Below are 26,656 nucleotides of genomic sequence, written 5' to 3'. Positions count from 1 at the left end.
ATTATGGGGCGATAAAAGCCCGGGAAAGCACCTCGTTCTCCAGAACCAATGTAACAAAATAAAGTCCCGTCCTTAATCCTGAAATATCTATTGAATTACTATCGATACGACTGCCCAATGTATAGGCCATACGCCGGCCCGAAGCATCGTATAAAGCCCTTCCCAAAACCCTATCGTCATGACTTAAACGATATTCCAAAAACGGACTGCCGAATTGTTTTTTCAAGATCAATCTATCTGATGGAAGTCCATCCGTTTCTGGGTCGGGCCCTCCTATTATAGGATCGACCGCTCCTTCATCTTCCCCTTCGTCAATTGACTCTTGATTTTCTTCCTGCCCTTCTTCCTCTTCTTCAGCCTGTTCTTCCTCTTCCACTGGCTCCTCCTCTTCTTCGGTATCTACAGGGTCGGTTGAAAACGCATATAATTTTGACTTCAGTAAAAAACCAAGGTCCGCTCTTTCAAAACGCTCCGAACTCAGGAAATAGGTTTCGGCATCCACTTGGGCAATACTCTCTATTTGTGCCACGTTCACGTCTACTTTCAGCCGTTCAACGGGCCCTTCAAAAATATTGGTTTTGCTTGCCCCATCGATCTTGTACAAGAAAGGGGAAAGACTTGGACTATATCCCACAAGATAGAGTTGCCCGGATACGGGGTCATAATCGGCCCCCGTGACCAAACCATCCACAGCATATCCATCCAGTCTTTTGGCCTTATAACTTCCGGGTTCGATGGGCACGGCATAGGCCACCGTTCCTTGGGTATTCCATTGTTTGGTCAGCACGACCAGCTGGTCTTCCATAACAAACAAGGCCTCGGCATCCCAATCGCTATTCCCGTTGTTTTCAAAACTCGTTTGGTCTTCGTAGCTAAACTCAATTTTTTCGGCCATCAGGGTATTCGATGTCAAATAATCGGATTTGGCAATTCGATAAATGGCCAGGTTTTCCCTGGTTCCGTTATTATTACCAAAATCACCAATGTAGATAAAGGTTTCATCTTGGGCGATATCTTCCCAATCGTGGTTGGATACGTTCCCTATGGTTACGGTACGGCTTATGGTAAGCGAAAGGGTATCGATTTCATACAGCTCGGGCAAGTTTCCCGAATCGTTATGGGTAATCAGTCGATCATTAAAAAAAAGGAGTCCCGAACTTTCAGACAGGCCATCGGGCATCTCGCCTACTTCCCTTATGGCTTCTTGGGCCGACAGGGATAGACCGATAAAAAAAAGCGCCAGAAACAATCTTTTCTTTCCCATAATCCGGTTCTGAGGGAAATGTACAAAATCAAAACCAATATTCCATCCTCCTTATTTCATTTAAAATCAAGAAGTCCCGTAGGAGTGTCGTATACCGATGATGTTATTTTGTTTATCAATAAAGCAAAATTATTAAACAAAATAAAGCTATATTTGTATATGAAGTTATACCAGTTACACGCCAAACAATCGCTTCCGATAACTCCGGAAGCCGCTTGGGCATTTTTGGCCGATCCAAAAAACCTAAAAATCATCACCCCCGAACACATGGGTTTTGAAATATTGTCTGGCGACGACCGGCCCATGTTTTCCGGACAGATCATTCAATATACGGTTTCCCCCTTTAAAGGCTATACTACCAAATGGGTCACCGAGATTACCCATGTACAGGAAGGAAAATACTTTGTAGACGAACAACGTTTTGGCCCCTATGCCTTATGGCATCACAAGCACTTTATCAAAGCCGTTGAAGGTGGTGTGGAAATGGAGGATATCATCGATTACAAAATTCCTTTTGGCATCTTTGGTCGCCTTGCCCACCCTATTGTTGTCAAACGACAGCTGCAGCAGATTTTTTCCTATCGGGAAAAAAAACTGATCGAACTCTTCGGAACCCTAGAAAACGGAAGCAGGGAACTTTACTTTAGATCCTTTTAAACCTAAGCGAGAGATGAAAAAAAATATACTATTAATCGGGGGTTCATACGGTATCGGACTTGAATTGGTAAAACAACTTCAGAACGAATATTCCGTATATGTAGCCTCGCGAAGTTTTGGACAACTAGGTAATACCAACGCCATACACCTGCCTTTTGATAGTAATAATGATACTATCGACACCACTGCCCTTCCCGACCAACTGCACGGCTTTGTATACTGCCCCGGCTCTATCAACCTAAAGCCCTTTCAGATGATGGGCCTAGATAATTTTGAAACGGACATGCAACTCAATTTTTTTAATATGGTCAAAGTGGTAAAAACTATTTTACCTTTAATGGACGTGAGTAGTTCCATAGTACTTTTTAGCACGGTAGCCGTGGGTACGGGTATGCCCTACCATACCAGCATCGCTGCCGCCAAGGGGGCCGTTGAGGGTTTTGCCCGTTCATTGGCCGCGGAATGTGCTCCCAATATTCGGGTCAACGTAATTGCGCCTTCCTTGGTAGATACCCCATTGGCCAAGCGCCTGTTGAGCAACGATAAAAAAATAGAGGCCATGTCACATAGACATCCGCTAAAGCGCATCGGAAAAGTAGAGGATATTGCCAGTGCCGCCGCTTTTTTACTCAGTGAAAAAAGTACATGGATCACCGGTCAGGTCATGGGAGTGGATGGTGGAATGTCAACCTTAAATTTAAGCTAAGCTTATGTCGGATACAATTTCCATATTTTGGTTTCGAAGGGATTTACGCCTAGACGATAACTTGGGCTTTTTTGAAGCCCTGAAAGGCAATCATGCCGTTATGCCCATTTTTATATTCGACAAGGAAATTCTTGAGAACCTCCCAAAAGATGATGCCCGTGTCACCTTTATCTTTGAACGCCTCCAGGCCATGCGCGATACCCTTCAAGATGATAACCACAGTTCCATAGCCCTATATTACGGTACTGCGGAATCCGTTTTTAAAAACCTTCTTGAAACCTATACTATCGATGCCGTGTATACGAATCACGATTACGAGCCCTATGCACAAAAACGAGATCAGGCCGTAAAAGAACTTTTAGCCTCAAAAGAGGTTGGTTTTCATTCGTTTAAGGACCTAGTCATTTTTGAAAAAGACGACATTCTAAAGAACGATGGCGACCCCTATATTGTTTATACCCCCTATAAAAACAAATGGAAATCACTTTTTGAAGCCGATAAGCACTTAAAGATCCATTACACCAGCACCTATAGGGACCATCTCCTTCGAAATACCCGTTTACCCAATCTTAGCCTATCGGATATGGGCTTTGAGACCTCTTCCATACAAGTGCCCGATTACACCCTTACCCCAACCTTGGTAGCGGAGTATGAAGATACCCGAAACTATCCGGCCATTGAAAACGGCACTTCCCGTTTAGGTCCCCATCTGCGATTCGGTACCGTTTCGGTTCGAAAGATGATGAAAAAGGCCATAGCCGAAAAGAATGAGGTCTTTTGGAACGAATTGATCTGGCGTGAGTTTTTTATGCAGATCCTATGGCATTATCCTAGAACGGTGCATGAGGCCTTTAAAAAGAAATACGATCGCATATCATGGAGGAACAATGAGGGTGAGTTTGAAAAATGGAAAAAGGGGGAAACCGGCTTTAAGCTGGTCGATGCCGGAATGCGTGAACTCAATGCTACCGGATATATGCACAATCGCGTACGTATGTTGGTAGCCAGTTTTCTATGCAAGCACTTACTCATAGACTGGCGCTGGGGCGAAGCCTATTTTGCCGAAAAGTTGTTGGATTATGAAATGAGCAGCAACGTAGGCAATTGGCAGTGGGCCTCAGGTAGCGGTGTGGATGCCGCACCCTACTTCCGTATTTTCAACCCAATGACGCAGGTCGACAAATTTGACAAAGACCATACCTATATCTCGAAATGGGTCCCCGAACACAACACTAAGGAATACGCCGATAAAATGGTCGACCATAAGGAAGCCCGTGAACGGTGTTTAAGCACCTATAAGGAAGCCTTAAGCTAAGGCCATTGTCCAACTTTCGCTTAGCGTGAAAGTTGTCGCTCTAACTGACGCTTCTCGGCCATACGGTATTTCAGTATGTTTACATAACGTAAGGCCTCTCCGTTATTATAATCGGTATACGATTTTGAAGCCCATTCCATGGCCTTTTCAAGATCTCCGTTGATTTCATTGATGATGGCCATATTATAGCAGGCCCTACCCGCTACCTTGGCATCGGGGTTGCTTACTTCTTTTTCCCATAGTGCGGCAGCTCCGTCCCAATCTCCGGTCTGGGCGCGTCTTTTGGCCACAACAAAATTGTCGGTTCCTTTTACGAAATAATCCCTTGAAATTCTTTTATGTAACGGACGCACATCGTAACCGTATGAATTACCGATATGGCTACTGCGTTGTATAACGGCTTCCTTCCTCCCTATTACCGCCTCAACGGCTTTCATGGGGTTGACCCCTGATCCTACCGATGTAACATAGTCATTGGCGATATACTCATCCAAGATCAACTTACTCTGTGGATCGTACACCCTCCAACCGTTTTTTATGGCGGTATTGAGTGTTACTTTATGCCCCGGTAAAGAAGCCTTTATTCCAAGGCTATTGGGAATGGTCACCGTAGTCGCCTCATAATTCACCTTGGTCTCGGTATCGTAAAATTCCAAAGAGAAAAGTACGTCTACATTATTGGCTTCACAGATTTCCTGAACATCTTGCCAGTTCAAGGCTGCGGGAAAAACCCCTAAACCCTTTCTTTGCACATCGATATCGTTAATGATGGTAATACTCTCAAAACGTTCGTTACGGGTAAGCTCATCAAAGAGTCCCGTTACCGCAGATTCGGCACCTTCCTTGTCAAGGTTAAGCCCTTCGAGCGATAAGACCTTGTCTATTTTATCGACTACCTTATTTTCTTCTGAAGGAATACTCCTATTGATCAGCCCAATGCGAACGGCATTGGAAGGCAAAGTAATTCGGGCGGGTTCCGTAGCCCCCATCGTAAGTTTGTTGGTCGATGCACAACTAGAAAAAAGTAGTAGGATAACACATGCGGAAAACAATCGGTTAAGATTTCTCATGGGACAAAAGTTATATCGTTAGGCTTTTCAAAATTTTTTAGAAAAGCAAAGTAGGTTCGATATTAAACTAAAAGCGCCCCCAATTATTGCCTCAGGCCTAGCTATGACCCATAAACTCGACCAACAACACTACAAAGTAGGGGAAATCTTAAAAAACCGGACTTTAAAATCCTTACTTACAGCTATCCACCCCCTGGTTTTAGTTCCACATTAAAATGCTTTTGTATCTTACGTCCCGTTACAATAAGGTGCTGGCCCAGTGGCAAGCATTTCCATAAACCATACTTTAGTCCTTACCCATGAAAAACCTATTCCTTGCCCTCTTTTTTGTTACCGGCGTCCCCCTCTGTGTTCAAGCGCAGACTTTCGATTTTAAAATCGACCATTTTGCCTTGGTCGTTGAAGATTCTGATGTAAGCGCCGACTTTTATGCCAACATCCTAAAACTGGAGGAAACTCCCCACCCGGATAAAAAGCCCGGTTTTCGCTGGTTTATTGTAAGTGGAAATTCTCAGATCCATCTTATAGAAAAAGATTTCGCCCCTTTTGAAAAGAACAAATCGATGCACCTGTGCCTTTCTACCCAAGATTTGGATGGTATGATCGCCCACTTGGAAAAGAACAACATTCCGTATTGGGACTGGCCCGGAGAGCAAAACGCGGTTACCCTGCGTTCCGACGGTGTGCGTCAGATTTACATTCAAGACCCCGACAAGTATTGGATAGAGATCAATACCGCAAAGCACTAAAACACAAAAAGAGGCCACATGGGCCTCTTTTTTTATTCTCTCTAAACGATTAAAACGTTTATTTGATGTTGTACCCTGGGGCCAGAATACCTTCCCCAACTTCGGGATGCCTCTTGAGGTAGGCCGCAACAAAGGGACACAAAGGTGCTATTTGCTTTTTTTCCTTCTTCAAAAAATCGAGCACTTTCCCTACTAAGGCACTTCCTACACCTTGACCTCCCAATTCAGAAGGTACTTCGGTGTGGGTCAGATAGACAATATCCTGTTTTGAAACCATGTATTCCACAAAGGCGATATGCCCGTCAACATCTATTTCAAACCTAGCCTTCTCACCTTTCTTATCCACTAAGGGTATCTGGGAATAATCTCTTTTTTCCATGGTAAAACACACTAATTATACTCGGGAAATCTTGGCGCCGATAGCACGTAAGCGTGTATCGATGTCTTCGTATCCACGATCGATCTGTTCAATATTGTGAATGGTAGACGTACCCTTTGCGGATAGTGCGGCTATCAACAAGGAAACCCCTGCCCTAATATCGGGAGACACCATGGTCGTAGCCTTTAAGGTCGATTTAAAATCGTGGCCGATTACCGTGGCGCGGTGTGGATCGCAAAGAATGATCTTGGCGCCCATGTCGATAAGTTTGTCCACAAAGAACAAACGGCTTTCAAACATTTTTTGATGGATCAGCACTTCACCTTTGGCCTGGGTGGCCACTACCAAGATAATACTCAATAGATCGGGAGTGAGTCCCGGCCAAGGCGCATCGGCTATGGTCAAAATGGAGCCATCGATATAATTCTGTATTTCGTATCCGTTGGTATGTGCGGGAATAAAGATATCATCGCCCTTCTTTTCCAAGGTAATGCCCAACTTTCTGAAGACAGTGGGAATTTGTCCTAGGTCGTTCCAACTTACGTTCTTAATCGTCAATTCGCTTTTGGTCATAGCGGCGAGGCCGATCCAGCTTCCTATTTCGATCATATCGGGAAGCATGGTATGATCCGTTCCCCCTAAGGATTCTACCCCCTCAATTTCCAATAGGTTCGAGCCTACACCGGAAATCTTGGCGCCCATACGGTTCAACATTTTACACAGCTGTTGCAAATAAGGCTCACAGGCCGCGTTGTAAATGGTCGTTTTTCCTTCGGCCAAAACGGCGGCCATCAAAATATTGGCCGTACCTGTTACCGAAGCTTCATCGAGCAACATATAGGTGCCCTTTAATTTTTTGGCCTCGACCCCGTAAAAGTATTCTTCCTTGTTATATCTGAACTTGGCCCCTAATTTTATAAATCCTTCAAAATGGGTATCCAAACGACGCCTACCGATTTTATCACCGCCGGGCTTAGGGATGTATCCCTTTCCAAAACGCGCCAATAAAGGTCCGACCAACATAATAGATCCACGAAGTCCGCGACCATCTTCCTTAAACTGGTCCGACTGTAGGTAATCTAAATTGATGTCGTCAGCCTTAAAGCTGTACGATCCCTTTGCCTTCTTTTGGATTTTTACGCCCAAATCTTCAAGCAATGCGATCAGTTTATTGACATCTACTATATTAGGAATGTTGTGGATCGTAACCGTGTCGTTGGTAAGCAATACGGCACATAGTATTTGTAAGGCTTCGTTTTTAGCGCCTTGTGGCGTGATTTCACCAGAGAGTTGGTGACCGCCTTCAATTTTAAAGGTACCCATGTAAGATTGAGGAGTATTAATATCGCTTTTTACCGCGATTGTTATTGTTGCGTTGGTTATTTTTCTTTCCCGAGTTGTTGTTTCTTGGGGTTTTTGCCACCCTGTTCTTCAAGAACTGGCCACTATCGGTAAGACTCTCTCCCGTCAGGTCTATTTGACCGTCACTAAGTTCAAGAAGATGCTTGAAAATAGCCTTATCGTCTACCGTGTCTTTATTCCAGTTCAGGTAACATTTTTTCATGTGGTTGGCAATGGCGTATTCCAATCCATCGCGCATATCGCCTTTTTCCCATTTTACGGCCACATCGATCATACGTTTGATGTTGTTTCCGTAGAAACGGTATTTCGGGAAATTCTGAGGATATTCCAAAGGCTCGGGACGCTGTCTCAAGACCTCTTTACTGGTAATGGGAAAGGGCGACTTTACATCCAATTTAAAATCGGACATAATGAATAACTGGTCCCATAATTTATGTTGGAAATCGGGTACGTCCCTTAGGTGTGGCTGAATATTTCCCATGACGCTAATAATCGCCTGGGCCACTTTGTTTCTTTCTTCGTCGTCTTCTATGGAAATGGCGTGATCCACCATTTTTTGAAAATGACGTCCGTATTCTGGAATGATCAATTTTGACCGTTCCGTATTATATTCTAGGTTTTCTACTAAATTCAAATTGAAAAGTTTTGCTTAAAAAATAAGGAAGTGTTCTTATAACGTCTGCAAATTAAGAAAATTATGGGTCAAATACTATTTATAGGCTGATAACCCCCTTAACCTTGCCCACTTCCTTGTATTTTGCTATTACATCGTCAGGGTTTTTCATGTTTACCGTAATCGACAGACTGGTGTACTTTCCGTTCTTGGAACGCTTCGATTCGATTACGGCACCGGTATTGTCGAATATCTTATGGATCCGGTCTACCTTTGATGCATCGCTCTGTACAATAAATTTATAGAGGTAATTGGAAGGCCAAGTGGTACTCTCCCCTAATTGCTCACGCAAGCGTTTATAGAACGCTTCTGGATTCTCATTTTCCATATTACGATTTTGTACAAAGGTAACGGTTCGGGCCCAATTTTAAAATCATTCGGGAATGATTACTTTTGCAAGAATAAGATTTAACTATTGGAGCTTAAAAAAGTAGTCATTACAGGCGGCCCGAGCACGGGCAAAACTTCGGTCATAGAACATTTGGAGAGCAAAGGCTTTCCCTGTGTGCATGAGCTTATACGTAGTATGACCCTCTCTGAAAAGAAGGAAGCGGGCAATACCGATTTTTCGGTCAACCCCATTGTTTCGGTCAAAGACCCGAAAAAATTCAACCAACAGCTTTTGGAGGGACGGATAAAACAGTATACCGATGCGGGGAACACCGTGGGCGAAGTCGTCTTTTTTGACCGTGGCATACCCGATGTACATGCTTATATGAATTGTTTCGGACAGGAATACGACGAAGCCTTCGAGCGGCCATGCCACATCTATCGCTACGACAAAATACTTTTGATGCCGCCATGGAAGGAAATCCACGTAGTGGACAACGAACGTTTTGAGTCTTTTGAGGAGGCCGAACGTGTTTATGAATATCTCAAGTCTACCTATGAAAAGGTCGGCTACCCTATTACCCTTGTCCCCAAAGGAAGCATAGAGGAACGTACCGAATTTATCTTAAAACAGCTAAACCTATACTAATGCACGAAGACCCGATATCCATTTTACGGCAATATTGGGGCTTTGATAGTTTTAGAGGGTCCCAAAAACAGATTATCGACGCCATTTTAGACCGGCGGGACGTATTGGCTTTGCTGCCTACGGGCGGCGGAAAATCGATTTGTTTTCAAGTGCCGGCCATGGCGCAAGAAGGACTCTGTATTGTGGTCTCTCCCCTTATCGCCCTGATACAGGACCAAGTGGAAAACTTGAGAAAAAGGGGAATCAAGGCCATAGCCCTTACGGGAGGCATTCCCTTTAACGAACTCTTGGACCTGTTGGACAATTGCCTTTACGGCGGGTATAAATTCGTATACCTATCGCCCGAGCGCCTGCAACAGGAATTGGTACAGGAGAAAATCCGCCAGATGAACGTAAACCTGGTAGCCATTGACGAGGCCCACTGTATTTCACAATGGGGCCATGATTTTAGGCCTGCCTACCTAGAATGTGCCGAGATCCGCAAACTTTTGCCCCAGACCCCTGTGGTAGCCCTGACCGCTACCGCTACCCATAGGGTGGCCGACGATATCGTAGAGAGCTTGCATTTGACCGCCCCTATTATCGTTAGGGATTCCTTTGCAAGAAAGAACATTGCCTTGAAGGTACTTTGGGAAGAAGATAAACGCCATCGTCTGGTAGAACTGTGTTCACAGGCCCGGAAGAGCGTGATTATCTATGTAGGCACACGCCGGGGCACCGTAGAGCTCTCCCAGTTGCTGAATTCCAAAGGCTGTAGCGCCACCTTTTTTCATGGGGGAATAACCAAAAAGGAGAAAACCCAGCGCTTAGAGCTCTGGCTGAACAACAAGGTGCAGGTTATGGTCGCCACCAATGCCTTTGGTATGGGCGTAGACAAACCCGATGTTTCCTTGGTGGTGCATTACCAGATTCCCGACTGCCTAGAAAACTATTACCAAGAAGCAGGCCGGGCCGGCCGTGATGGTCAGGCCGCACAAGCCGTGCTCATTACGAACGCCAATGACGAGCAACAACTTAAAAACCAGTTTTTGAGCGTACTGCCCGATACGGCCTTCTTAAAAAAGATATACAACAAGCTCAACAATTACTTTCAAATAGGATACGGCGAGGGCAGTAATGAAACCCTGCAGTTCAATTTCAACAAATTTGTGAGTACTTATGGACTGAATTCGTTTTTGGCCTACAATGCCCTCCGTATATTGGACCGTAATTCCGTCATTGCCCTTTCCGAGGCATTTTCAAAGAAGACCACGGTGCAGTTCATTTCGAGCAAAGAAACCATATTCGACTATATCGATACCCACAAGGCCTCGGCCGATGTCATCCAGACCATCTTAAGGACCTATGGGGGTATTTTTGATTTTGAGACAAAAATCAACACCCATTTATTGGCCAAAAAGACCAATAGCTCCGAAAAACGGGTGCTCGAAGTACTGGAACAAATGAAAAAAGACGAGGTCATTACCTACGAATCACAGCATAGCGATCTAGAGATTACCTTTCTTGTACCCCGTGAAGACGATCTTGTTATCAATGTTTTTGCGAAAAAGGTAGAAGAGCAAAACCGCATCAAAACCGAAAAGGTATTTCAGATGCTGGACTATATAAAAAATAATAAGGTATGTAGGAGCCGACAGGTTCTGGGTTATTTCGGGGAAGAAGACACCCAAGATTGCGGTGTTTGCGATGTCTGTTTGTCAAAAGCCCGATCTGACCGACCCGATTACGGACGTATTCAGAAAGACATCGCGGCCTTATTGCAAAAGGGGCCCTATAGTTCAAGGGCATTAATCGCCCATACATCGCACGAACAAAAAGAGGTATTACATGTTTTACGGGCCATGCTCGAGAACGGAAAGATTCAAATAAACACCAAGAACGAGTACCAGTTGACCTGATGTGGCCAGACCTACTCTTATATAACGATATAATAAATACGATATACGAATGAAAGATTTACGCATAGTCTTTATGGGAACCCCAGAGTTCGCCACAACCATTTTGGCAAAACTGGTCGAAAACGGCCATAAGGTGGTAGGGGTCATTACCGCACCGGACCGACCCGCCGGCCGGGGCCGAAGCCTGCAGCAATCACATGTAAAACAATATGCCGTTGAAAAAGGGCTTAAAGTCTTACAGCCCACCAACCTGAAGAACGAAGCGTTTTTGGCCGAGTTAAAGGCCCTGAACGCCAACATACAAGTAGTCGTGGCATTTCGAATGTTGCCGAAGGCCGTTTGGGCCATACCCGAATACGGTACTTTTAACCTGCACGCATCGCTATTGCCCGATTATCGCGGTGCCGCCCCCATCAACTGGGCCATTATAAACGGGGAAAGGGAAACCGGGGTCACCACCTTCTTTATAGACGATAAGATCGATACCGGGGAAATCATATTACAGGAAAAAACGGAGATCGAAGAAGATACCACCGCGGGTGAACTGCACGACAAATTGATGGTCATGGGCGCCGACCTGGTATTAAAGACCTTAAAGCTTATTTCGGAAGATAAGGTAAGTACGGTGGCACAGCCCCAGAACAAAAAACTAAAGGAAGCCTTTAAAATACATAAGGAAACCTGCCAAATCGATTGGCAAAAACCCATGGATGCCATTTACGATCATATTCGTGGACTTAGTCCCTACCCTGCCGCATGGACCCATCTAAAAAACGGGGAAGAAGAGATTTTTGTAAAAATCTACGAAGCGATGAAGGAAAAAACGCACCACGATTTAAGGGTGGGCGACATCGTGTTCGATAAGAAGGAAATGAAAGTGGCGGTCGAAAATGGGTTTATCAAGCTCCTAGAAATACAGCTTCCGGGCAAGCGAAAAATGAAAACCAAGGATGTTTTAAATGGTCTGAAAATCGAAAAAAACGCCCAAATGGCCTAAACCCCCACCACCATTGGGCTGCGAGAAGCGTAAAAAAAGCCCTACTTTATCAACAAACACCCATAGTTATTAACAAAAACATGGATTTCATCCCTTTTTACTTGCGTTCGACACAAATCCATATAAATTTGTTCAACATTAAAATTCGTTTAACAACAATTAATTATTTAAATTATGAACAAAACAGAATTAATCGATGCAATGGCAGCAGATGCCGGCATCACTAAAGCCGCAGCCAAAAAAGCATTAGAGTCTTTCTTAGGAAACGTTGAGGGTTCTCTAAAAAAAGGTAACCGAGTTTCTTTGGTTGGTTTTGGATCTTGGTCAGTATCTAAGAGAAATGCAAGAGAAGGAAGAAACCCATCAACTGGAAAAACCATCAAAATTGCAGCTAAGAACGTTGTTAAGTTCAAAGCAGGTTCTGATTTGGCAAATTCAGTAAACTAGTAGTCGTTTAGACCACAATATAGAAAGGCGTCCACATTGTGCGACGCTTTTTTTATTTCCCCTTGTTTGGTTTTTATAAGAAATGTCTTATTTTAGATAATAATAGTTTACAAAACCATGGTAGAACTTAAACCAACTAAGGGCAAACTCCTAATCGCCGAACCGACCTTGACCGGTGACGTTTCCTTTAACCGTTCGGTTGTTCTTTTGGCGGAACACAACGATGAAGGTTCTGTTGGATTTATCTTGAACAAACCTTTGGAATACAGTATCAGCGACCTTATCACCGAGATAGAGATTCCTTTTCAAGTCTATAACGGAGGCCCTGTAGAACAAGACAACCTGTATTTTATCCATAAGGTACCCGAACTCATTACCAATAGCATAGAAATCTCCGATGGGATTTATTGGGGCGGTGACTTTGAGAATACGATCCAACTGATCAATAAAAAAGTAATTTCGGAAGAAGACATCCGTTTCTTTTTGGGCTACTCGGGCTGGTCTTCCCTACAACTCGACCAAGAGCTCTCGTCTAGATCGTGGATAGTGGTCGAAAACGATTATGAAAGCGCCCTTATCCATAAATCGGCGGATGCCTTTTGGAAGGAAAAAATGGTAGAACTGGGCGGTAATTACCTCCTATGGTCCAACTCCCCTGAAAACCCTAGCCTGAACTAAAGGCCTCCCCGCCTCTATGCGAGTCTTGCTATGGCATTTAGTTTGCCCAGCAGCTCCTTGGCCACCTTGTTCCCAAATTCTTTTTTACGGTACTTTGTAATGGGGCGTATGCCCACTACACTATTGGTTACAAACAACTCATCGGCCTTTTGTAGTTCAAAGGGCGATATGGATGCTTCCTCAAAATCGAAATTTTCGAGTTTAGAGAGTATCTCGATCATTTTTTTACGCACGATTCCGTTCAGGCAACCATCTTCTAGGGGTGGGGTCTTCACCTTTCCTTCCTTCACCAAAAAAACATTGGCGTTCAATGCCTCTACGATCTGTTTGTCGTTATTGAGCAAAAGACAGTTTTGATAGCCGTTTTCTTCGGCAAAAATACTACCCACCACATTAATAATCTTATTATTGGTCTTTAGGGTCGAAAGCATATCGCGATTCACATAGAAATCCTTGAAAAGTTCTACTTCATACGGACTTTCGTCTACCACATAAAAGGCCTCTTTTAGGGGCGCTACCTCGATGATATATGAAATATCGTTGGTTAAGGGGGTGTAGAGGCCGCCATCGTTTCGGTGGACGGACAATCGCACCCGGAGCTGTTCGCCTATACCCTCGTTGGCCGCAATGGTCTTTTTGATTTCCTCCTCCAAAAATTCCATGGTAAAATGCATGGGGATTTCCATACGGAGGATACGCATAGATGCCATAAGCCTAAGGTAATGGTCTTCCCAAAAGAACAACTTTCCCCCGACCATTCTCATGGTTTCAAAAAGGGCGTCGCCATAGCGTAGTCCGCGATTGTTGTGGTTTAAAAAATTTGTGTTTTTTCCTAAAAGGTCTCCGTTGTAGTTTACCATAAAAAAAGTCCCGATAATTATCGGGACCAAATATAAGGTGATATTAATAATTTAAGGTTATACAGAGCCCAAAACCTGTTTGAGATCACTTACCTGGTTACGCCAAAGCATCTTAGCTTCGTCAACTTCATCCTCTTCGGCAAAATCGGTTATAAAAAGGGATACGTCTTTAGTGATTTCGTCTACTATGATCTTCATTTCAAAATATGAATCATCATCGTTATCGACCCATGTGAACCGAACGAACTCATCACTTTTACGTTTCAATAATTTGGCTTCTTCTTCAGAGCCATCCCATATAAAACTGAACATTTCACCTCTGGAGTTCACGTTATCGGCAAACCATTCGGAAAGCCCTGATGGAGTTGACAAATACTGGTATAGCAACTGTGGCGAGGATTGTACTACAAATTCTAGTTCAAATTTTATTTTATCGTCCATTCTTTAGTGTTTTCTTTGGGCAATATATAGATTTCCTTATGATAAAAAAATAAAACGCATAGAATAATTTTTTAGCAAAGAATTGTTGAAGAACAAAAATAAACTTTATATTTGCAGCCGCTTTCAAATAACAACGCGGCGAGGTAGCTCAGCTGGTTAGAGCGTCGGATTCATAACCCGGAGGCCGAGGGTTCAAGTCCCTCTCTCGCTACAAGGTTCAAAACCTGCAAAATAGACGGTTTGTGTAGAAACACAAGCCGTTTTTTTATGCCTTTAGTTTCCGTTCTTTAGAAAGCCACTCCCCTACAAAATGCTTTTTTATTGAATTCTATCTTTGGCGCTCCGAAATTATATTCCTGCAAAATGGCCCCGGCCCTATATGGTGATTTCTAAGTTGGAGATTGCCCTATTCACTTTGATGTTGCCTTGTTTTTTTTTGGACATGTCCGTGTAGAAAGGCTAAAAAAGAAAGCAAGCGAGCGAAGAATTACTTACCCACCAAATTCTAGACATTATAAGATTGTACGAGTGCGCTTATTTCCTTCTTCCTTGCTCCCAGCCTATTTTTAATTCTATCGGGGTTCTAATGCATTCATATGCGTAATTGAAGCCATTAGCCGGGCTTTTGTTCCAACAACTTCCTCATATCATGGCTGTACACGCAAGAATTAAGTCCTCCTTGTGTAAAACGCCTTAGCTAGACCGAGGGTTCGGTATCGACTGTTGCCTCTAAAACCGATTCTACGGGATCGGATAGGTTCTCAAAAAGGTCATAGCCGGTCAAGCTTTCTATGTTGTCTACCGTGGTTTTGAATTGGATCCAATCCGTATTGATGTCTTGGTCATTGGGAACCAGTACGGCAATCACCCTTGTGGAGGTGGTCACACGTTGAATATCATTACTTCCATTAGGCAAGATCAAGGCTACTTTCCAGAAGGCATCCGGTACGTTTATCTCGCCGTTTGATATGGTATTCGCCGCCCCCTTACTTCCCGAGCCCCCGGTTCCTAGCACTCCGGAAATGATATGGACTTCATTACCTTCCAAGGTCAACGAACGCAGATAGTTCTCAAGATTGGCCCATGACCTCTGGTTATTGTCCGGTGCCTGCGGTGCGATATTGGTCATATAATAGGTATTCTCATTGGAGTCCTCGCTACCATTACGGTCTGCCGAAGGACACAAATGCCCTCGGTCAAAGCCCGAATTGGTATAGTCGCTGGTGGTCGCCCTAAAGAAAGTATTGGGCAGGGTGGTATCCGATTTAAAACAGTTACACCTTGAGGTAGTACCCGTCCATGCCGTACTCAAATGCCAGCTCACCCAATTGGCCGTTCCATAGCTATTATTGTAGGAAAGGCTAAAATCCGGTTTCGAGAGGAAGTAATTATCGGGCGAAGATGCGGCGTTGGAGGGGTTGCCAAAGGTTAGGTTACTATCCATAGACGGGTTATCGCCTCCCCCCGATGTATTTATATCAATTTCAATATTATCGATATTGATCCTATTGGCCCCGCCAGAAACCTTATAGATTCCGTACCGAACGCTTTGCGTTTCATTTACCTCAAATGTCACCGTATTCAAGGTGGTGGAATCCGTTGTAATGGTATCCCCGACAAAGTACCAGCTTGCACCGTCATCGTAGGACGCTACCAACCTCCAATCCGATGGGCCATTATTACCGTAGGCCGCATGGCGTACAAGAACGCTGCTCGCGCCATTCTCCATATTAAAACTCATGGTCAATGCCCCGCTATTCCTAATTCGCACCGACTTGGCCCCAAACTTTCGATCATTGGCCAAAGCCCCTAAAAGAGCATCGTCAAGATACCACTCCCCTGAAGGGGATAAAGTTACACTGCCCGCCGCATAACTTCCCTTGCTGCCCGATTCAAAGGTTTCGGTAAAACCGACCACCTTAGCCACTAAGCCCTTGGGTTTGTGTTTATGTGGCCCCTGATTATCATAGTAATACGTAGGTACATCCAATTCGCCATTAATGGCAAGTCCTTCTAAAGGAACTTCCTGGGCCGTATAAGGATCGGGACGGTAATCCTCTTTAGAACAAGCAACGAGAAAAAGAGAGGACAGAACAAAAAGAGCAAGGTAATTCGGGGCGAAATACTTCATAGGGCTATTACTTTATATCGTACAGTGTAGTACGACATAAAGATAATGTAATATTTTACTTACTTATTACTAGGGCGATATTAAAGTTTTACTTGTTTGCGTAATTGCTAATTTGTTTAGAGCTTGGGATGAAGCCATGATAGTCATACCATGCCATTAACTATGCCTGGTCTTTCTAAAAAAACGACAGCCTCAGTTAAGCCGACCTCAGATAAAACAAGGACAAAATATTTTAAGAAAACCACTTAATTACTTCTTCGCCCAAGTTTTCATTTAGCTTGTCCCCGCTAAGGACATTTAATCTTCCAATTGCGCATTGATGCCTTACATCTCCTTCAAAAGGAATAAAACTAGGTTTTTCAGTTTCCAAGGATGGATATAACAATAACGCATAATATGAATCCCAATATTCATTGTAGACATACATCTGTCTTAAATCATGGGTAGAAGGTTTACTCCTTCCAATATGCTTCCATTTCGTATCTATAATATAGGTCTTACCCGCTTTATGAACGACAATGTCTGGCTTAATACTGATACCGTTCCAAAAAGGTTTTAATTGTTGACCTTTAATTATCAAGTCTTCATTCGGTATTGCCTTGAGCTTGGCCAAAACATATTCCTCCCATAGATTATTCATATCAAAAAGCAAGGCGAGCATGTTTTCCTTACCACTTGAAATATTGGGTGCAAAATTCAATATAATAAGCCGTGCAATTTCCAAAGCGGTCTTATAGGGCTGAGTCTTTCTATTGACGGTCAACTTCTTAAAGGTAGTGGCATTTACAACTACCCTTGATACTTCTGGAAAATTGGCCTGAACCCGTTTACATTTTGAATAGAGATAAGTTCCTGATGAAAACTGACTGATGATATTTAAGGTCAGGGATAAAATTTGATGGATTTGGTGGTCATAATCATATACCTGATGCGAGGTGTAAAAACGTTCTTTATGAATCAAGTTTCGGTTCATATCAACGGCAAACTCCAGTTTTCCTTTTAAGGCCTTTACATTCCCCTTGTTGGTTCTATACTGTTTTATTAATCCTTGGTGGGTCAATAATTGTATTTCGTTCAAAAACCATTCAAAATAAATGTCCAACAAATGAATCTGTTGTTTATTCACATTGGCCTGGCCCACCTTTTTTACATTCAAGCGCTTTGTAGCGCGAAGCATATCGATCAACACTTTTTGCCATAAAGCTTCATTGGACGAACCCCCGTCTATTTTGGGTAAAACCTCAATAGTTAGGCCATCTATCTGGATGACACCTACATATTGCGAGAATTTAATGCCTTTGTGCAATAGGGTAAAATACTCGTTGTTATGTAGCTGATTTAATTTAGCCAAGGCATTAAAATGCTTTTCTTCAAAAGAAATTCCATTATATTCCCGACCATAGTATAATTTACCATGTTCAAAGACCTGTAATATGTTTTTACGCTTACTCATTAACGATTCCCAATAGCTGCCCTACAGCATCTTCTATATCATCAATGGAATCAATGAGCTCAAAGCCCCTATCATTCTCCGGCTCTTCAATATTCTTTAACTTAGGAAAGAGATTCTTCTTTGTTTCTTTTTCATTCACAAAACCCGGCCCCAATACCAAAGCTATTTTCTCATAATCGTTATAAAAATACTCTTGAAGCAAGGGAATAATATTGTTTTTAAATACATTCGACAATCCATTAGTGTCATTACTGTTCAACTTAATAAAGTACGAATGCCCAATGGTATGGTCACGATCCAATAAGGCCTCTACCCTATCGTTGATCGTAATTAGTACCTGTGCCAGATTAAAGCCGTTAAAGGTTATCCCTGACAATAGTGATGGGTCCGGCATTATTTCCTCAAACACAAAACGTCTTCTTAGGGCTGTGTCTAAGGCCTCTACACTTCTATCGGCTGTGTTCATAGTGCCAATGACATATAAATTCGAAGGCACTCCAAATTCGGTTTTGGAATAGGGTAATTTTACCGTTACCTCTTCGGCCGCACCTATACGTTTATCAGGCTCCAATAAGGTTATTAATTCACCGAAAATTGCCGAAATATTGCCTCTGTTAATTTCATCAATAATAAGAACCCTAGATGGTTCAATAGCATTCTCTGACGCTTCTTCCTTATCCTTTACATATTCCAACAAAGCTTTTAACATACTATCATACCCAAAAAGGTATTTATCCCATTTCGTTGGAAGCTCTTGATGTAATATGTCACGTTTAGTAGAACCAAAATCCTCGATTGTAATAGTACCCTGTAAAAATCCGGAAACCAATTCATTGATAAAGTCCATTGCCAAATGCACAATGCCTGAACCTCTTTCCAATTTTATAAGGCTATCGTTAACTTCCAAAATTTGATATTGGTTTTTCTTACCGAAGAAATCACCTGATTTGAATATTTCTGAAGTTGATAGACACAACTTTTTAAATATACCCGGAACCACTTCATAACCTAGTCCGTCATTTCCAACTACAGGCTTTATGCCCTCTACAAAATCTTCATACGACATGCTTTGGTGAAAAGTAGTGAATACGATGCGTCCTTCCTCTACCTTTTTTGCAAAAAGCTCTTTTACATCCTCTCGTTCCAAACCTTGAGTATCAACACCTAAAATATTTAAGGCTTTGTCTTTTGTTCTATAGGTCTTTCCTGTTCCTGGAGGGCCATAAAAAATTGTGTTAAGGGCAAGTGGCGGAGAGTTATCATTATCTGGTTCCATAGCTAAGGCCTTTATTTCTTCATATTCTTGTTGGGTCGCGGAAAAAGTGGTGCCTCGGTTACCCACATTAAAATTTTTAAATAATGCATTTTCTTTAATATCCCTATACAAAACAGGCCGGTCGGTTAAATTGTGGTCAATTTTTATTTTAACCCGAGCACCATTTTTAATGGCTTGAGGGGCAACATAATATTGTAACTCCTCATCTTCTTCATCAAATTGGGAAACCTGGGAAATCACCTCTCCCAAAGCATAACAGCCCGCCTGGGCTCCTGTTTGCCATAATATGACTTTATCTCCGATAGTAATTTTCTTTTCGTGAGCGCCTACCTTCCAGCTTCTTACATGACCGGCATTTAAAGCAGCTGTCGTATCATAAATTTTTGGACTACCTTGAAAAATCCAATAGTTCGTTACATCAACATTAAACTTTTTTTCGAGGAATTTGATATAATTTGACTTTCCTAGAATAGCAATAGGAATACCCTTGCTATGCTTTCTATCATATTCATAAAATTCTTGATTTTTTAACCTTTCTGATTTTCTGTTTTTGAATGAGATATAATCAATAATATCTTTATAAGTTGATTCTGTAACATCAAATAAATCTTTTTCAGGAAAAAAGGTGTCTATTTCGTCCAAGCGTCTTTTTACAGATTTAATGGACTTACCTAGATAAGAGGTATAAGAAGGCGGAGCGTATTTAAGTAAGTATTGAGCAAACTCCTTTTTGATTTGCTCTGAGTTGGTAAGTATTTGTTTTTCCTTTAGTTCAAAATTATTCCGTTCGAAAGCTTTAAAGCAATCCGTACCCACCCCACCTTTAAAATAACGTTCAACTTTTCGCCCACTTGCATGATAATTGGCATAAGCCATAACAGCTTTTGGAGGATATGCTTTTCCCTCATAAATCAGGTCATACGTTGAAGAAGGTCCAAAACCATTAGGAAATCCTTTTTCCTCAAAGTCTTTTATACCTTGTATAATGTGTTCTTTTGTTACTAAATCAAAATTCATAATTATTGATATGTACTTAAATCCTTTTTAAATGTTAACCTTGGCAGTACAATTTTGTATCGTTTGTTATCATCCTTATTGTACCAAAACACAATATATTCAACACGAGCATTAAAAAGCTTGTAACCATGACTTAACATTGGATTGTACGTGTTTTCGATGAATTTTTTTGAAAACAATAATAAATTGCCCTTATTAGACTTTTTCAATCCTGGTACTTTATCACCTCCAAAATCCATTTCGTCGGCCTGTAGTGTTTCACCTGTTTTTATACTCTTAAGTATTCTTAGTGCGTCTGGATATTTCTGTGAGCTTAAATTAACATCATTATGACTTAATATTATATCATACTCGGAAGGAGGTTCAAGTTTACCTTTATATTTTAACGTATAAAGATAATCTGCTTTAATAGCATCATAAAATTGCACGTTTGCATGAATATGTAACGTTTTTTTTGCTCTCGAACTTGCTACGTATAATAACCTTCTTGATTCAGAACTTGAGTAATCGAAGTTATTAAGCATCATTATTACATGATCAAACTCCTTCCCTTTTGATTTATGCATTGTTGCCACAATAACTTTGTCAGAATTAGGTTTAATTGCATCTTCCATATTGATTTCCCTACAATACTCCCGCCAATCCACCAGCAATTTTTTTTCAGGATTTACAGAATCAAATTTTCGAATTAAATCCATACAGGTATGAAAATGTAAGGAGTTATGGAATTGCTGTTTAAACCAAGTAATGGCATCTTCCCAATTTGATTCTAAAATAATACCTGATTCACCTATCGATTGTAATAACTGATGATCAAAACATTTAATCTCGAACAAATCAGATACACGAAACCCTTCAAAACCGGCTATCAACCTCGTTGCAACACCCTGTTTATTTAATAAAGAACTAATTAAGAGGGCTTCCATATTTGTCCTTGTCAGAACAGCTTTTGTTCCAGTTAAATTCATATTTGCCACGTAATTAGATGTGGGCCGCTCTATATAATTTCCATCATATTTTGTAATATGAACACTGCCCCCTCCTCTACTTTTACCCGCAATTAGCCGTTGTGACTTGAGTCTATTACTTAAATAAACGAGAACCCTATTGTTAAAATCAACTATCTCCGGATAACTCCTATAGTTTTTTGGTAAGGTATAAAGTGTGGCTCCGTAGAACTTTCTGAATTTTGACATATAAGCATTAGATGACCCTCTAAAACTATAAATATTTTGATCATCATCTCCTACTGCAATAACCCTTGGATTTTCTGCTTTTTTAATTATTAATTCAATTAAATCCCACTCCTCTTTATTAATATCTTGAAACTCATCAAACATTAATATGCTTTTGTTTTCAATTTGTGAAATATCAATGTCATCATTTTCAATTGCCTTAATACAATCTCTAATAACATTTTGTGATTTATAGAGATCTCCTAATTGCCCCAATAATTGAAAGCAAAAACCGTGAAACGTATTTATTTTTATTAATCCAGAATATTCAGGAATAAGTTTTCTAACACGCTGTTTGAATTCTAATGCTGCAGCTTTTGAAAAGGTAAGCATCAAAAACTGTTCTGGTTTTATATCTTCTATTAATAATAGACTTGCAATCTTGTGCACTAATACCTTTGTTTTGCCACTTCCAGGACCGGCATATACTAGGATCTTATCTGATTTGTTATCATTTATAACTTTACTTTGATTTGTATCTAAATCTCCAATGATTTCAATAAATCGTTTTGGTGTTATTGAGCGCTGAATTTCTTTTTTCTTTCTGGGAAAATATCTTGCCAAAAATTCCTCATAGTCTAGCGTAAAATAATCATTCACATAAGTTAAAGCAGATTCATAATTTTCAACACATTTTCTTGCATATTCACCTACGATATGAATTTGTTCTGTTCGATGTAAATAAAATTTTTTCATTTTTTCGTAGTCATCGACCGTAAAAGTTCTTTTTTGAGTATCAACTTCTGAGATATTTAGCTTATTGTAGGAAACCATAAAGCCTCCTTCTAATTTGATTGCCTTTATATCATTTAAGTATAATAAGCATTGCTCATACTTCTTGGTATTTTGTTCTATGAGCTCTCCCATAAATTGATTAGAATCTTTTAGTTCGATTAAGCTAAATGATACTGGCACTTCATCCCTATTACCTTGGTGTTTTATGTTTGATTTTGCTAGATTTTCTAAATAACCTAGAGTTGATAATGTGAGATTATGCCGCCAATTAATATCATCAACTAACCTATCTTTATTAAGGAAAATAATTTCATAAATATCTCTCTCCTTGTCTTTTCGACTTTTCTTTACAAATCTATTTTTGTCCCAATATGTTAAAAGCAATCTAATATGTTCAACATTAGATTCTACCAAACCATCATCTAACAACCTTTGATTAAGCTCCCTTAATGGAATGGTAATTTTATTAGATTTAATTTGACGAACTAAGCCTTTTTCTATTTTTATTATTGTATCTAATATCTTAGAAGAACCATTCTTAGATTGCACCAAATTTAAAAAAGCCGTTAAATCTTTAGCATCACCTAAAATTGCATGATCTCTTAATATGCGAATAACATCTTGTATTCTGCGTGTGTTCAATTGCGTAATATCCGCCAGATAATCTACACGTGTTTCTTTATCTGTAATAATTCTTTTGAGTACTGTTGCACAATCTTTTTTATCCTCTTCAGTGAGACGTTTGCTTTTGTGTAAAATATCTTGTCCTCTACTAAAACTTTTTACCAGTAAACTATCTGCAAAAACTCTAGGTGTATTTAAAGACCGAACCAAAAAACCTTGATTTTCTAATGCTGAGATCGCTGTCTTTACTTTAGTTTCAAGATCTAGCATTTCTGCATCCCATCCAGACTTTTTGGCTATCTCTAAAGCAGACTGACTAATTTTACTACGATATTTAGCTTGACCTTTTATAGCTCTCCATATATCCTTAATTTCTTTATGGTTAAGCTTGGTTTGTTGTAATAAACTAAAATGTTTGTTCAGATCTTCATCACTATACAAGATATAACACTTGGCCTGAATACGCTCATCTCTACCTGCACGCCCCGCCTCTTGGATATAATTTTCCAAGGAATCCGATATATTATAATGAATGACTGTTTTAACATTGTCTTTATCTACCCCCATACCAAAAGCAGACGTTGCCACTATTATTTCTTTTGCTTCCTGCATAAAGAGGTTCATGTTTTCTTTCTTTTGGTCTTTATCTAATTTTCCATGAAAAAAAGTGGCATCAAAACCAGCTTCATTTATAAGTCTACTTATTTCCTCTACACGTTTAGTCCTTGTAGCGTAAATAATAACGGGTTTTTCACAAGTTTCGAGAATAGGTAGCAAATAGTTCATCTTGCGCGCTGGATCTTCAACATTAACAACCTCATAGGATAAATTTGTTCTTCCTTTATTGGTTATGTATTCATTCAGCTCAAGTCCTAACCTGTCTTCAAAATAAAATTTAATATCTTTTATAACTTCTGGTTTGGCAGTAGCCGTAAAGCAAGATACAGGTATTTGGTTCCCATTTTTCTCCTTTTGAATTCGCTTTATAAAATCTGCAATAAAAAGATAATCTACCCTAAAGTCTTGACCCCAATTAGAAAAACAATGCGCTTCATCTATTACTACTCTACCAATGGTTCTAGAAAGTAATAAACGATAAATAGACGGTGATCTTAAAGACTCTGGTGACAAATACAGCAAATCTGCTCTTCCATCCAAAACCATTTCAAAAGCTTCTTGGCGCTCTAAAGGGGATAATAGCCCATTAATTGCAACAGCCCTAGTAATTCCAAAACGATCCCTTAGATTATCAACTTGATCTTTCATTAGAGATATCAAGGGGGAAATAACAACTGTTAAATGCCTGGTTGATGCTCCTCTCATTAAGGCCGGCAATTGAAAGGTCAATGATTTACCTCCTCCCGTAGGAAATACTGCTACAAAGGATTCTCTTTGCAAATCAGCTTTCACCGCTTGTTCTTGCAAACTTATGGTCCTGTTCTCTTCGAACTTTCTAAAATCAGGATAATTAAAGTACTCCTGCAAAGCTTTCTTGGGATTCAATTTATTTTGACAGTAACCGCACTTTGGGTCACTGCAAGAATCAAACCTAATTTGATCCAGAATTTGTTCTGTCTCTGGGTACTCGTGCTGAACCCATGGAGGTAATACAGCGTCTTTATCTCCCAATTTTAACAATGTGAACACATATGATAAAGCAATCGGGTTGTTTTGTATATAATTTTCTAAATTGATATTAGAACAAATAGTCTCTCGTAATAATTCTTTTATACTGGTTACTTCTAGGTTGTCGCTATTAAAACCAACCAAATCAAAAAAAGAATTAAACGTAGATTGATTTTTTAAAAGCGAATAATAAACACTCTTTTCTGAACTACTTAAGGCATTAAATCTATTACATTCTTTTATTAAATATTCCTCAGTTAACTTACAGTCCGAAAGCGGATTATTTACTTCTGAAGGATTTACAATCCTGTAGCCCTTGGTGAGTTTGTGATTGGGACGTTTTACAAAAAGTAATGGTGACCATAGTAGGGTATCAACATATTTCTTATTCTCAAAAATTAAACTTCCCAATTTTTTTTTGAGTTCAGGAATGTCGTGCTTTATGATATTATGACCACAAATATATTTTGCCTCTTTTATCCATTGTTCAAGTTTAACGGTATTCCTTTCGTGCAATTCTTTACTATTAAATACTGCACCGTAATCAACGCTTTTACTTTTAGGATTGGTTTCTATGTCTAAAAAGAGAATATTCTGCATTAAAACAATTTGTTATTAGACACTTCTCTCTTTGCATCCTCTACCATATACATCGTCTTACAATTAGTACAGTACAAGTAATACTCAAAATAATAATTTTGACCCGGTTTTAACTTTTTTTTCTTTGTACTCTTCTTAACTACAGGCGTATTGCACTTTCTACACAAATCACCTTCTTTTTCAATTTTCGATTCTTGGTACCAATCTATATGTTCAAGGTATTCCAAGTATCCTTCATCCGTATTTTTATGCTCAGACTTAATACCTTTGTTGGCCAAAAAGTCACATCGTTCATTTTCCTCATGGCCCGCATGCCCTTTTACCCAGTTAAAAGTCACCTCATGTTTATCGATAACATTCAACAACCTTTCCCATAGGTCTTTGTTGAGTACTAAATTACCCTTCTTTCGAGTCCAATTGTTTCGCTCCCAATTTTCTGCCCAACCTTTTACAATGCCGTCTACCACATATTTAGAATCTGAATACACGGTAACCTTGGCTTTTACCTTAATTTTTTCCAAGCCAAAGATTACGGCCATTAGCTCCATTCGGTTATTGGTCGTAAGCTCGTAACCTTCAAAAAACTCCTTTTTTCTTCCTTTATAACTCAGAATTACACCAAACCCACCTTTACCGGGGTTGGGTTCTGCACCACCGTCCGTGAATAATTCTATTTCTGGAATTTCGTTGTTTTCCATTTTGTTTAGCTTCCCTCAAAAACCTCCCTCAAACAACTTTGCATGAGTTGCGCTATTTGGGTGTGGCTGTTTTCTATATGCTCTTCCAAACTATCGCATAAGGCCATTAAACGATTCACCTTTACAATGGCTTTTTGTTCATTGGTTTACAACATTAATAAGTTGTTCTAATTTAATATGGTGAGTTAATAAATAGTGTCCTGCTTCAGCAAATTCATATTTACCATATTGCCCATTAAGTGGTGGAAGTTCTCCAAATTGGTTGACATAATATTCTAAAAGATAACTTTCCGCATACATAAAGAATGTAATCTGCTCTTTTACTCTTGCCTCTTGTGTATAATTTGCCTTGAACAATTATTCGTCCGTCAGTGAAAGACACTTCTTCACGAACCTGTTTTCTCATGTTCAAGCCCGCTTTTTCAATAGCAGGATTAATGAATTTAGAGCATATATCACGCTCTGACAGTTCTTTTTTATTCATCTACAATATTGGTTTGGCAGCCTAATGCTAAAAATACCATTTTATATTTTTGTAAGCTATTTCTCGTGCATCGAATCGTTAACACATTACCTATTATCCAAATTTAATTTACCATTATTCAGTTTGTGCTCATATGAAATCAACAAGCCTGATTTTATAAGCCCTCACCTTCAATAATTAAATACAACCCGCCATTCCATCTAATAATCGTGTAAAATACACAACATTATTAAATAAGCTTTATGGAAAAGCGTAAAGCTGGAATATTAGAACTGTTTTTACAGAATCAAAGCAATATAGTC

22 protein-coding genes, 1 tRNA gene and 1 pseudogene are annotated in these 26,656 nt (G+C 40.4%); 10 read left to right on the top strand and 14 right to left on the bottom strand.

Annotated features, from left to right (window positions below; translation table 11 throughout):
- Position 1: 1 nt before the first annotated feature.
- Positions 2-1,264 carry a T9SS type A sorting domain-containing protein gene (locus tag B4Q04_RS07805; protein ID WP_088696488.1) on the bottom strand — a complete coding sequence of 421 codons (1,263 nt, stop codon included), beginning with the start codon at positions 1,262-1,264 and terminating at the stop codon, positions 2-4.
- A gap of 159 nt (positions 1,265-1,423) precedes the next feature.
- Here B4Q04_RS07805 and B4Q04_RS07800 point away from each other — a divergent pair, with 159 nt between their 5' ends.
- The 3 genes from B4Q04_RS07800 to B4Q04_RS07790 are packed head-to-tail and all read left to right on the top strand — an operon-like array spanning position 1,424 to position 3,942.
- The gene (locus B4Q04_RS07800; RefSeq protein ID WP_088696790.1) at positions 1,424-1,921 is read left to right on the top strand and encodes an SRPBCC family protein; all 498 of its coding nucleotides are present in this window, start codon (positions 1,424-1,426) and stop codon (positions 1,919-1,921) included.
- 13 nt (positions 1,922-1,934) lie between these two features.
- A complete protein-coding gene (locus B4Q04_RS07795) occupies positions 1,935-2,627 on the top strand; it encodes an SDR family NAD(P)-dependent oxidoreductase (protein ID WP_088696487.1) in 693 nt (230 codons plus the stop codon).
- Between the two features lie 4 nt (positions 2,628-2,631).
- Positions 2,632-3,942, top strand: coding sequence for a cryptochrome/photolyase family protein (locus tag B4Q04_RS07790; RefSeq protein WP_088696486.1), 1,311 nt, complete (start codon positions 2,632-2,634; stop codon positions 3,940-3,942).
- Between the two features lie 20 nt (positions 3,943-3,962).
- Here the strand turns inward: B4Q04_RS07790 and B4Q04_RS07785 are convergent, their stop codons facing one another.
- Positions 3,963-5,012, bottom strand: coding sequence for a DUF6340 family protein (locus B4Q04_RS07785; RefSeq protein WP_088696485.1), 1,050 nt, complete (start codon positions 5,010-5,012; stop codon positions 3,963-3,965).
- Between the two features lie 299 nt (positions 5,013-5,311).
- Between B4Q04_RS07785 and B4Q04_RS07780 the strand changes: the two genes are divergently transcribed.
- Entirely contained in the window at positions 5,312-5,761 is a 450-nt protein-coding gene (locus tag B4Q04_RS07780) for a VOC family protein (RefSeq protein ID WP_013995296.1), read from the top strand.
- Positions 5,762-5,819: 58 nt separating this feature from the next.
- Here B4Q04_RS07780 and B4Q04_RS07775 read toward each other — a convergent pair whose 3' ends face one another.
- From B4Q04_RS07775 to B4Q04_RS07760, 4 genes are all read right to left on the bottom strand, one after another.
- Positions 5,820-6,140 carry a GNAT family N-acetyltransferase gene (locus B4Q04_RS07775; RefSeq protein ID WP_013995295.1) on the bottom strand — a complete coding sequence of 107 codons (321 nt, stop codon included), beginning with the start codon at positions 6,138-6,140 and terminating at the stop codon, positions 5,820-5,822.
- 15 nt (positions 6,141-6,155) lie between these two features.
- Positions 6,156-7,463 (bottom strand): UDP-N-acetylglucosamine 1-carboxyvinyltransferase, encoded by a 1,308-nt coding sequence (murA, locus tag B4Q04_RS07770; RefSeq protein ID WP_013995294.1) that lies wholly within the window; start codon positions 7,461-7,463, stop codon positions 6,156-6,158.
- Between the two features lie 16 nt (positions 7,464-7,479).
- Positions 7,480-8,136, bottom strand: a complete 657-nt coding sequence (locus B4Q04_RS07765; protein ID WP_013995293.1) for a DUF4290 domain-containing protein — start codon at positions 8,134-8,136, stop codon at positions 7,480-7,482.
- A gap of 79 nt (positions 8,137-8,215) precedes the next feature.
- The gene (locus tag B4Q04_RS07760; RefSeq protein WP_013995292.1) at positions 8,216-8,503 is read right to left on the bottom strand and encodes a DUF493 family protein; all 288 of its coding nucleotides are present in this window, start codon (positions 8,501-8,503) and stop codon (positions 8,216-8,218) included.
- Positions 8,504-8,590: 87 nt separating this feature from the next.
- Here B4Q04_RS07760 and B4Q04_RS07755 point away from each other — a divergent pair, with 87 nt between their 5' ends.
- The 5 genes from B4Q04_RS07755 to B4Q04_RS07735 all read left to right on the top strand — a co-directional run bounded on the left by B4Q04_RS07755 (position 8,591) and on the right by B4Q04_RS07735 (position 13,174).
- Complete coding sequence (locus B4Q04_RS07755; RefSeq protein ID WP_013995291.1) at positions 8,591-9,154, top strand: AAA family ATPase; 564 nt, start codon at positions 8,591-8,593, stop codon at positions 9,152-9,154.
- Complete coding sequence (locus B4Q04_RS07750; RefSeq protein ID WP_013995290.1) at positions 9,154-11,052, top strand: ATP-dependent DNA helicase RecQ; 1,899 nt, start codon at positions 9,154-9,156, stop codon at positions 11,050-11,052. Before B4Q04_RS07755 ends, B4Q04_RS07750 begins: the two co-directional genes overlap by 1 nt.
- Positions 11,053-11,101: 49 nt before the next feature.
- Positions 11,102-12,049 (top strand): methionyl-tRNA formyltransferase, encoded by a 948-nt coding sequence (fmt, locus tag B4Q04_RS07745; protein ID WP_088696484.1) that lies wholly within the window; start codon positions 11,102-11,104, stop codon positions 12,047-12,049.
- A 174-nt stretch (positions 12,050-12,223) separates the two neighbouring features.
- The gene (locus B4Q04_RS07740) at positions 12,224-12,496 is read left to right on the top strand and encodes an HU family DNA-binding protein (RefSeq protein WP_013995288.1); all 273 of its coding nucleotides are present in this window, start codon (positions 12,224-12,226) and stop codon (positions 12,494-12,496) included.
- A 117-nt stretch (positions 12,497-12,613) separates the two neighbouring features.
- Complete coding sequence (locus B4Q04_RS07735) at positions 12,614-13,174, top strand: YqgE/AlgH family protein (protein WP_013995287.1); 561 nt, start codon at positions 12,614-12,616, stop codon at positions 13,172-13,174.
- A gap of 14 nt (positions 13,175-13,188) precedes the next feature.
- Here the strand turns inward: B4Q04_RS07735 and B4Q04_RS07730 are convergent, their stop codons facing one another.
- Both B4Q04_RS07730 and B4Q04_RS07725 read right to left on the bottom strand, forming a co-directional pair.
- Positions 13,189-14,034: an aminotransferase class IV gene (locus tag B4Q04_RS07730; protein ID WP_088696483.1), complete on the bottom strand. Its 846-nt coding sequence runs from the start codon at positions 14,032-14,034 to the stop codon at positions 13,189-13,191.
- Positions 14,035-14,091: 57 nt separating this feature from the next.
- The gene (locus B4Q04_RS07725; protein ID WP_013995285.1) at positions 14,092-14,475 is read right to left on the bottom strand and encodes an START-like domain-containing protein; all 384 of its coding nucleotides are present in this window, start codon (positions 14,473-14,475) and stop codon (positions 14,092-14,094) included.
- Positions 14,476-14,612: 137 nt separating this feature from the next.
- Here B4Q04_RS07725 and B4Q04_RS07720 point away from each other — a divergent pair.
- A tRNA-Met gene (locus tag B4Q04_RS07720) sits at positions 14,613-14,686 on the top strand.
- A 486-nt stretch (positions 14,687-15,172) separates the two neighbouring features.
- Here B4Q04_RS07720 and B4Q04_RS07715 read toward each other — a convergent pair.
- The 6 genes and pseudogenes from B4Q04_RS07715 to B4Q04_RS07690 form a co-directional block, all read right to left on the bottom strand.
- Positions 15,173-16,606: a DNA/RNA non-specific endonuclease gene (locus B4Q04_RS07715; RefSeq protein ID WP_088696482.1), complete on the bottom strand. Its 1,434-nt coding sequence runs from the start codon at positions 16,604-16,606 to the stop codon at positions 15,173-15,175.
- A 232-nt stretch (positions 16,607-16,838) separates the two neighbouring features.
- Complete coding sequence (locus B4Q04_RS07710) at positions 16,839-18,059, bottom strand: McrC family protein (RefSeq protein ID WP_088696481.1); 1,221 nt, start codon at positions 18,057-18,059, stop codon at positions 16,839-16,841.
- The gene (locus tag B4Q04_RS07705) at positions 18,052-20,352 is read right to left on the bottom strand and encodes an McrB family protein (RefSeq protein WP_088696480.1); all 2,301 of its coding nucleotides are present in this window, start codon (positions 20,350-20,352) and stop codon (positions 18,052-18,054) included. The genes B4Q04_RS07710 and B4Q04_RS07705 overlap by 8 nt, the downstream gene beginning before the upstream one ends.
- A 2-nt stretch (positions 20,353-20,354) precedes the next feature.
- Positions 20,355-25,172 (bottom strand): RecQ family ATP-dependent DNA helicase, encoded by a 4,818-nt coding sequence (locus B4Q04_RS07700; RefSeq protein WP_088696479.1) that lies wholly within the window; start codon positions 25,170-25,172, stop codon positions 20,355-20,357.
- Positions 25,172-25,870 carry a ribonuclease HI gene (gene rnhA, locus B4Q04_RS07695; RefSeq protein WP_201723384.1) on the bottom strand — a complete coding sequence of 233 codons (699 nt, stop codon included), beginning with the start codon at positions 25,868-25,870 and terminating at the stop codon, positions 25,172-25,174. Before rnhA ends, B4Q04_RS07700 begins: the two co-directional genes overlap by 1 nt.
- Before the next feature lie 298 nt (positions 25,871-26,168).
- Positions 26,169-26,354: pseudogene (locus B4Q04_RS07690) on the bottom strand (hypothetical protein); the annotation flags it as partial.
- Between the last annotated feature and the right edge of the window lie 302 nt (positions 26,355-26,656).

The organism is Zobellia sp. OII3 (assembly GCF_002211465.1).
In the GTDB taxonomy this organism is placed as follows: Bacteria; Bacteroidota; Bacteroidia; order Flavobacteriales; family Flavobacteriaceae; genus Zobellia; species Zobellia galactanivorans.
The sequence above is the reverse complement of the archived record's forward strand: the minus strand, read 5'-3'. Positions and strand labels throughout refer to the sequence as shown.

Excerpts from the sequence above, each read along its gene's own strand:
- B4Q04_RS07805 (WP_088696488.1), bottom strand. The coding sequence starts at position 1,264 with ATGGGAAAGAAAAGATTGTTTCTGGCGCTTTTTTTTATCGGTCTATCC.
- B4Q04_RS07800 (WP_088696790.1), top strand. The coding sequence starts at position 1,424 with ATGAAGTTATACCAGTTACACGCCAAACAATCGCTTCCGATAACTCCG.
- B4Q04_RS07795 (WP_088696487.1), top strand. The coding sequence starts at position 1,935 with ATGAAAAAAAATATACTATTAATCGGGGGTTCATACGGTATCGGACTT.
- B4Q04_RS07790 (WP_088696486.1), top strand. The coding sequence starts at position 2,632 with ATGTCGGATACAATTTCCATATTTTGGTTTCGAAGGGATTTACGCCTA.
- B4Q04_RS07785 (WP_088696485.1), bottom strand. The coding sequence starts at position 5,012 with ATGAGAAATCTTAACCGATTGTTTTCCGCATGTGTTATCCTACTACTT.
- B4Q04_RS07780 (WP_013995296.1), top strand. The coding sequence starts at position 5,312 with ATGAAAAACCTATTCCTTGCCCTCTTTTTTGTTACCGGCGTCCCCCTC.
- B4Q04_RS07775 (WP_013995295.1), bottom strand. The coding sequence starts at position 6,140 with ATGGAAAAAAGAGATTATTCCCAGATACCCTTAGTGGATAAGAAAGGT.
- murA (WP_013995294.1), bottom strand. The coding sequence starts at position 7,463 with ATGGGTACCTTTAAAATTGAAGGCGGTCACCAACTCTCTGGTGAAATC.
- B4Q04_RS07760 (WP_013995292.1), bottom strand. The coding sequence starts at position 8,503 with ATGGAAAATGAGAATCCAGAAGCGTTCTATAAACGCTTGCGTGAGCAA.
- B4Q04_RS07750 (WP_013995290.1), top strand. The coding sequence starts at position 9,154 with ATGCACGAAGACCCGATATCCATTTTACGGCAATATTGGGGCTTTGAT.
- fmt (WP_088696484.1), top strand. The coding sequence starts at position 11,102 with ATGAAAGATTTACGCATAGTCTTTATGGGAACCCCAGAGTTCGCCACA.
- B4Q04_RS07740 (WP_013995288.1), top strand. The coding sequence starts at position 12,224 with ATGAACAAAACAGAATTAATCGATGCAATGGCAGCAGATGCCGGCATC.
- B4Q04_RS07735 (WP_013995287.1), top strand. The coding sequence starts at position 12,614 with ATGGTAGAACTTAAACCAACTAAGGGCAAACTCCTAATCGCCGAACCG.
- B4Q04_RS07730 (WP_088696483.1), bottom strand. The coding sequence starts at position 14,034 with ATGGTAAACTACAACGGAGACCTTTTAGGAAAAAACACAAATTTTTTA.
- B4Q04_RS07725 (WP_013995285.1), bottom strand. The coding sequence starts at position 14,475 with ATGGACGATAAAATAAAATTTGAACTAGAATTTGTAGTACAATCCTCG.
- B4Q04_RS07715 (WP_088696482.1), bottom strand. The coding sequence starts at position 16,606 with ATGAAGTATTTCGCCCCGAATTACCTTGCTCTTTTTGTTCTGTCCTCT.
- B4Q04_RS07710 (WP_088696481.1), bottom strand. The coding sequence starts at position 18,059 with ATGAGTAAGCGTAAAAACATATTACAGGTCTTTGAACATGGTAAATTA.
- B4Q04_RS07705 (WP_088696480.1), bottom strand. The coding sequence starts at position 20,352 with ATGAATTTTGATTTAGTAACAAAAGAACACATTATACAAGGTATAAAA.
- B4Q04_RS07700 (WP_088696479.1), bottom strand. The coding sequence starts at position 25,172 with ATGCAGAATATTCTCTTTTTAGACATAGAAACCAATCCTAAAAGTAAA.
- rnhA (WP_201723384.1), bottom strand. The coding sequence starts at position 25,870 with ATGGAAAACAACGAAATTCCAGAAATAGAATTATTCACGGACGGTGGT.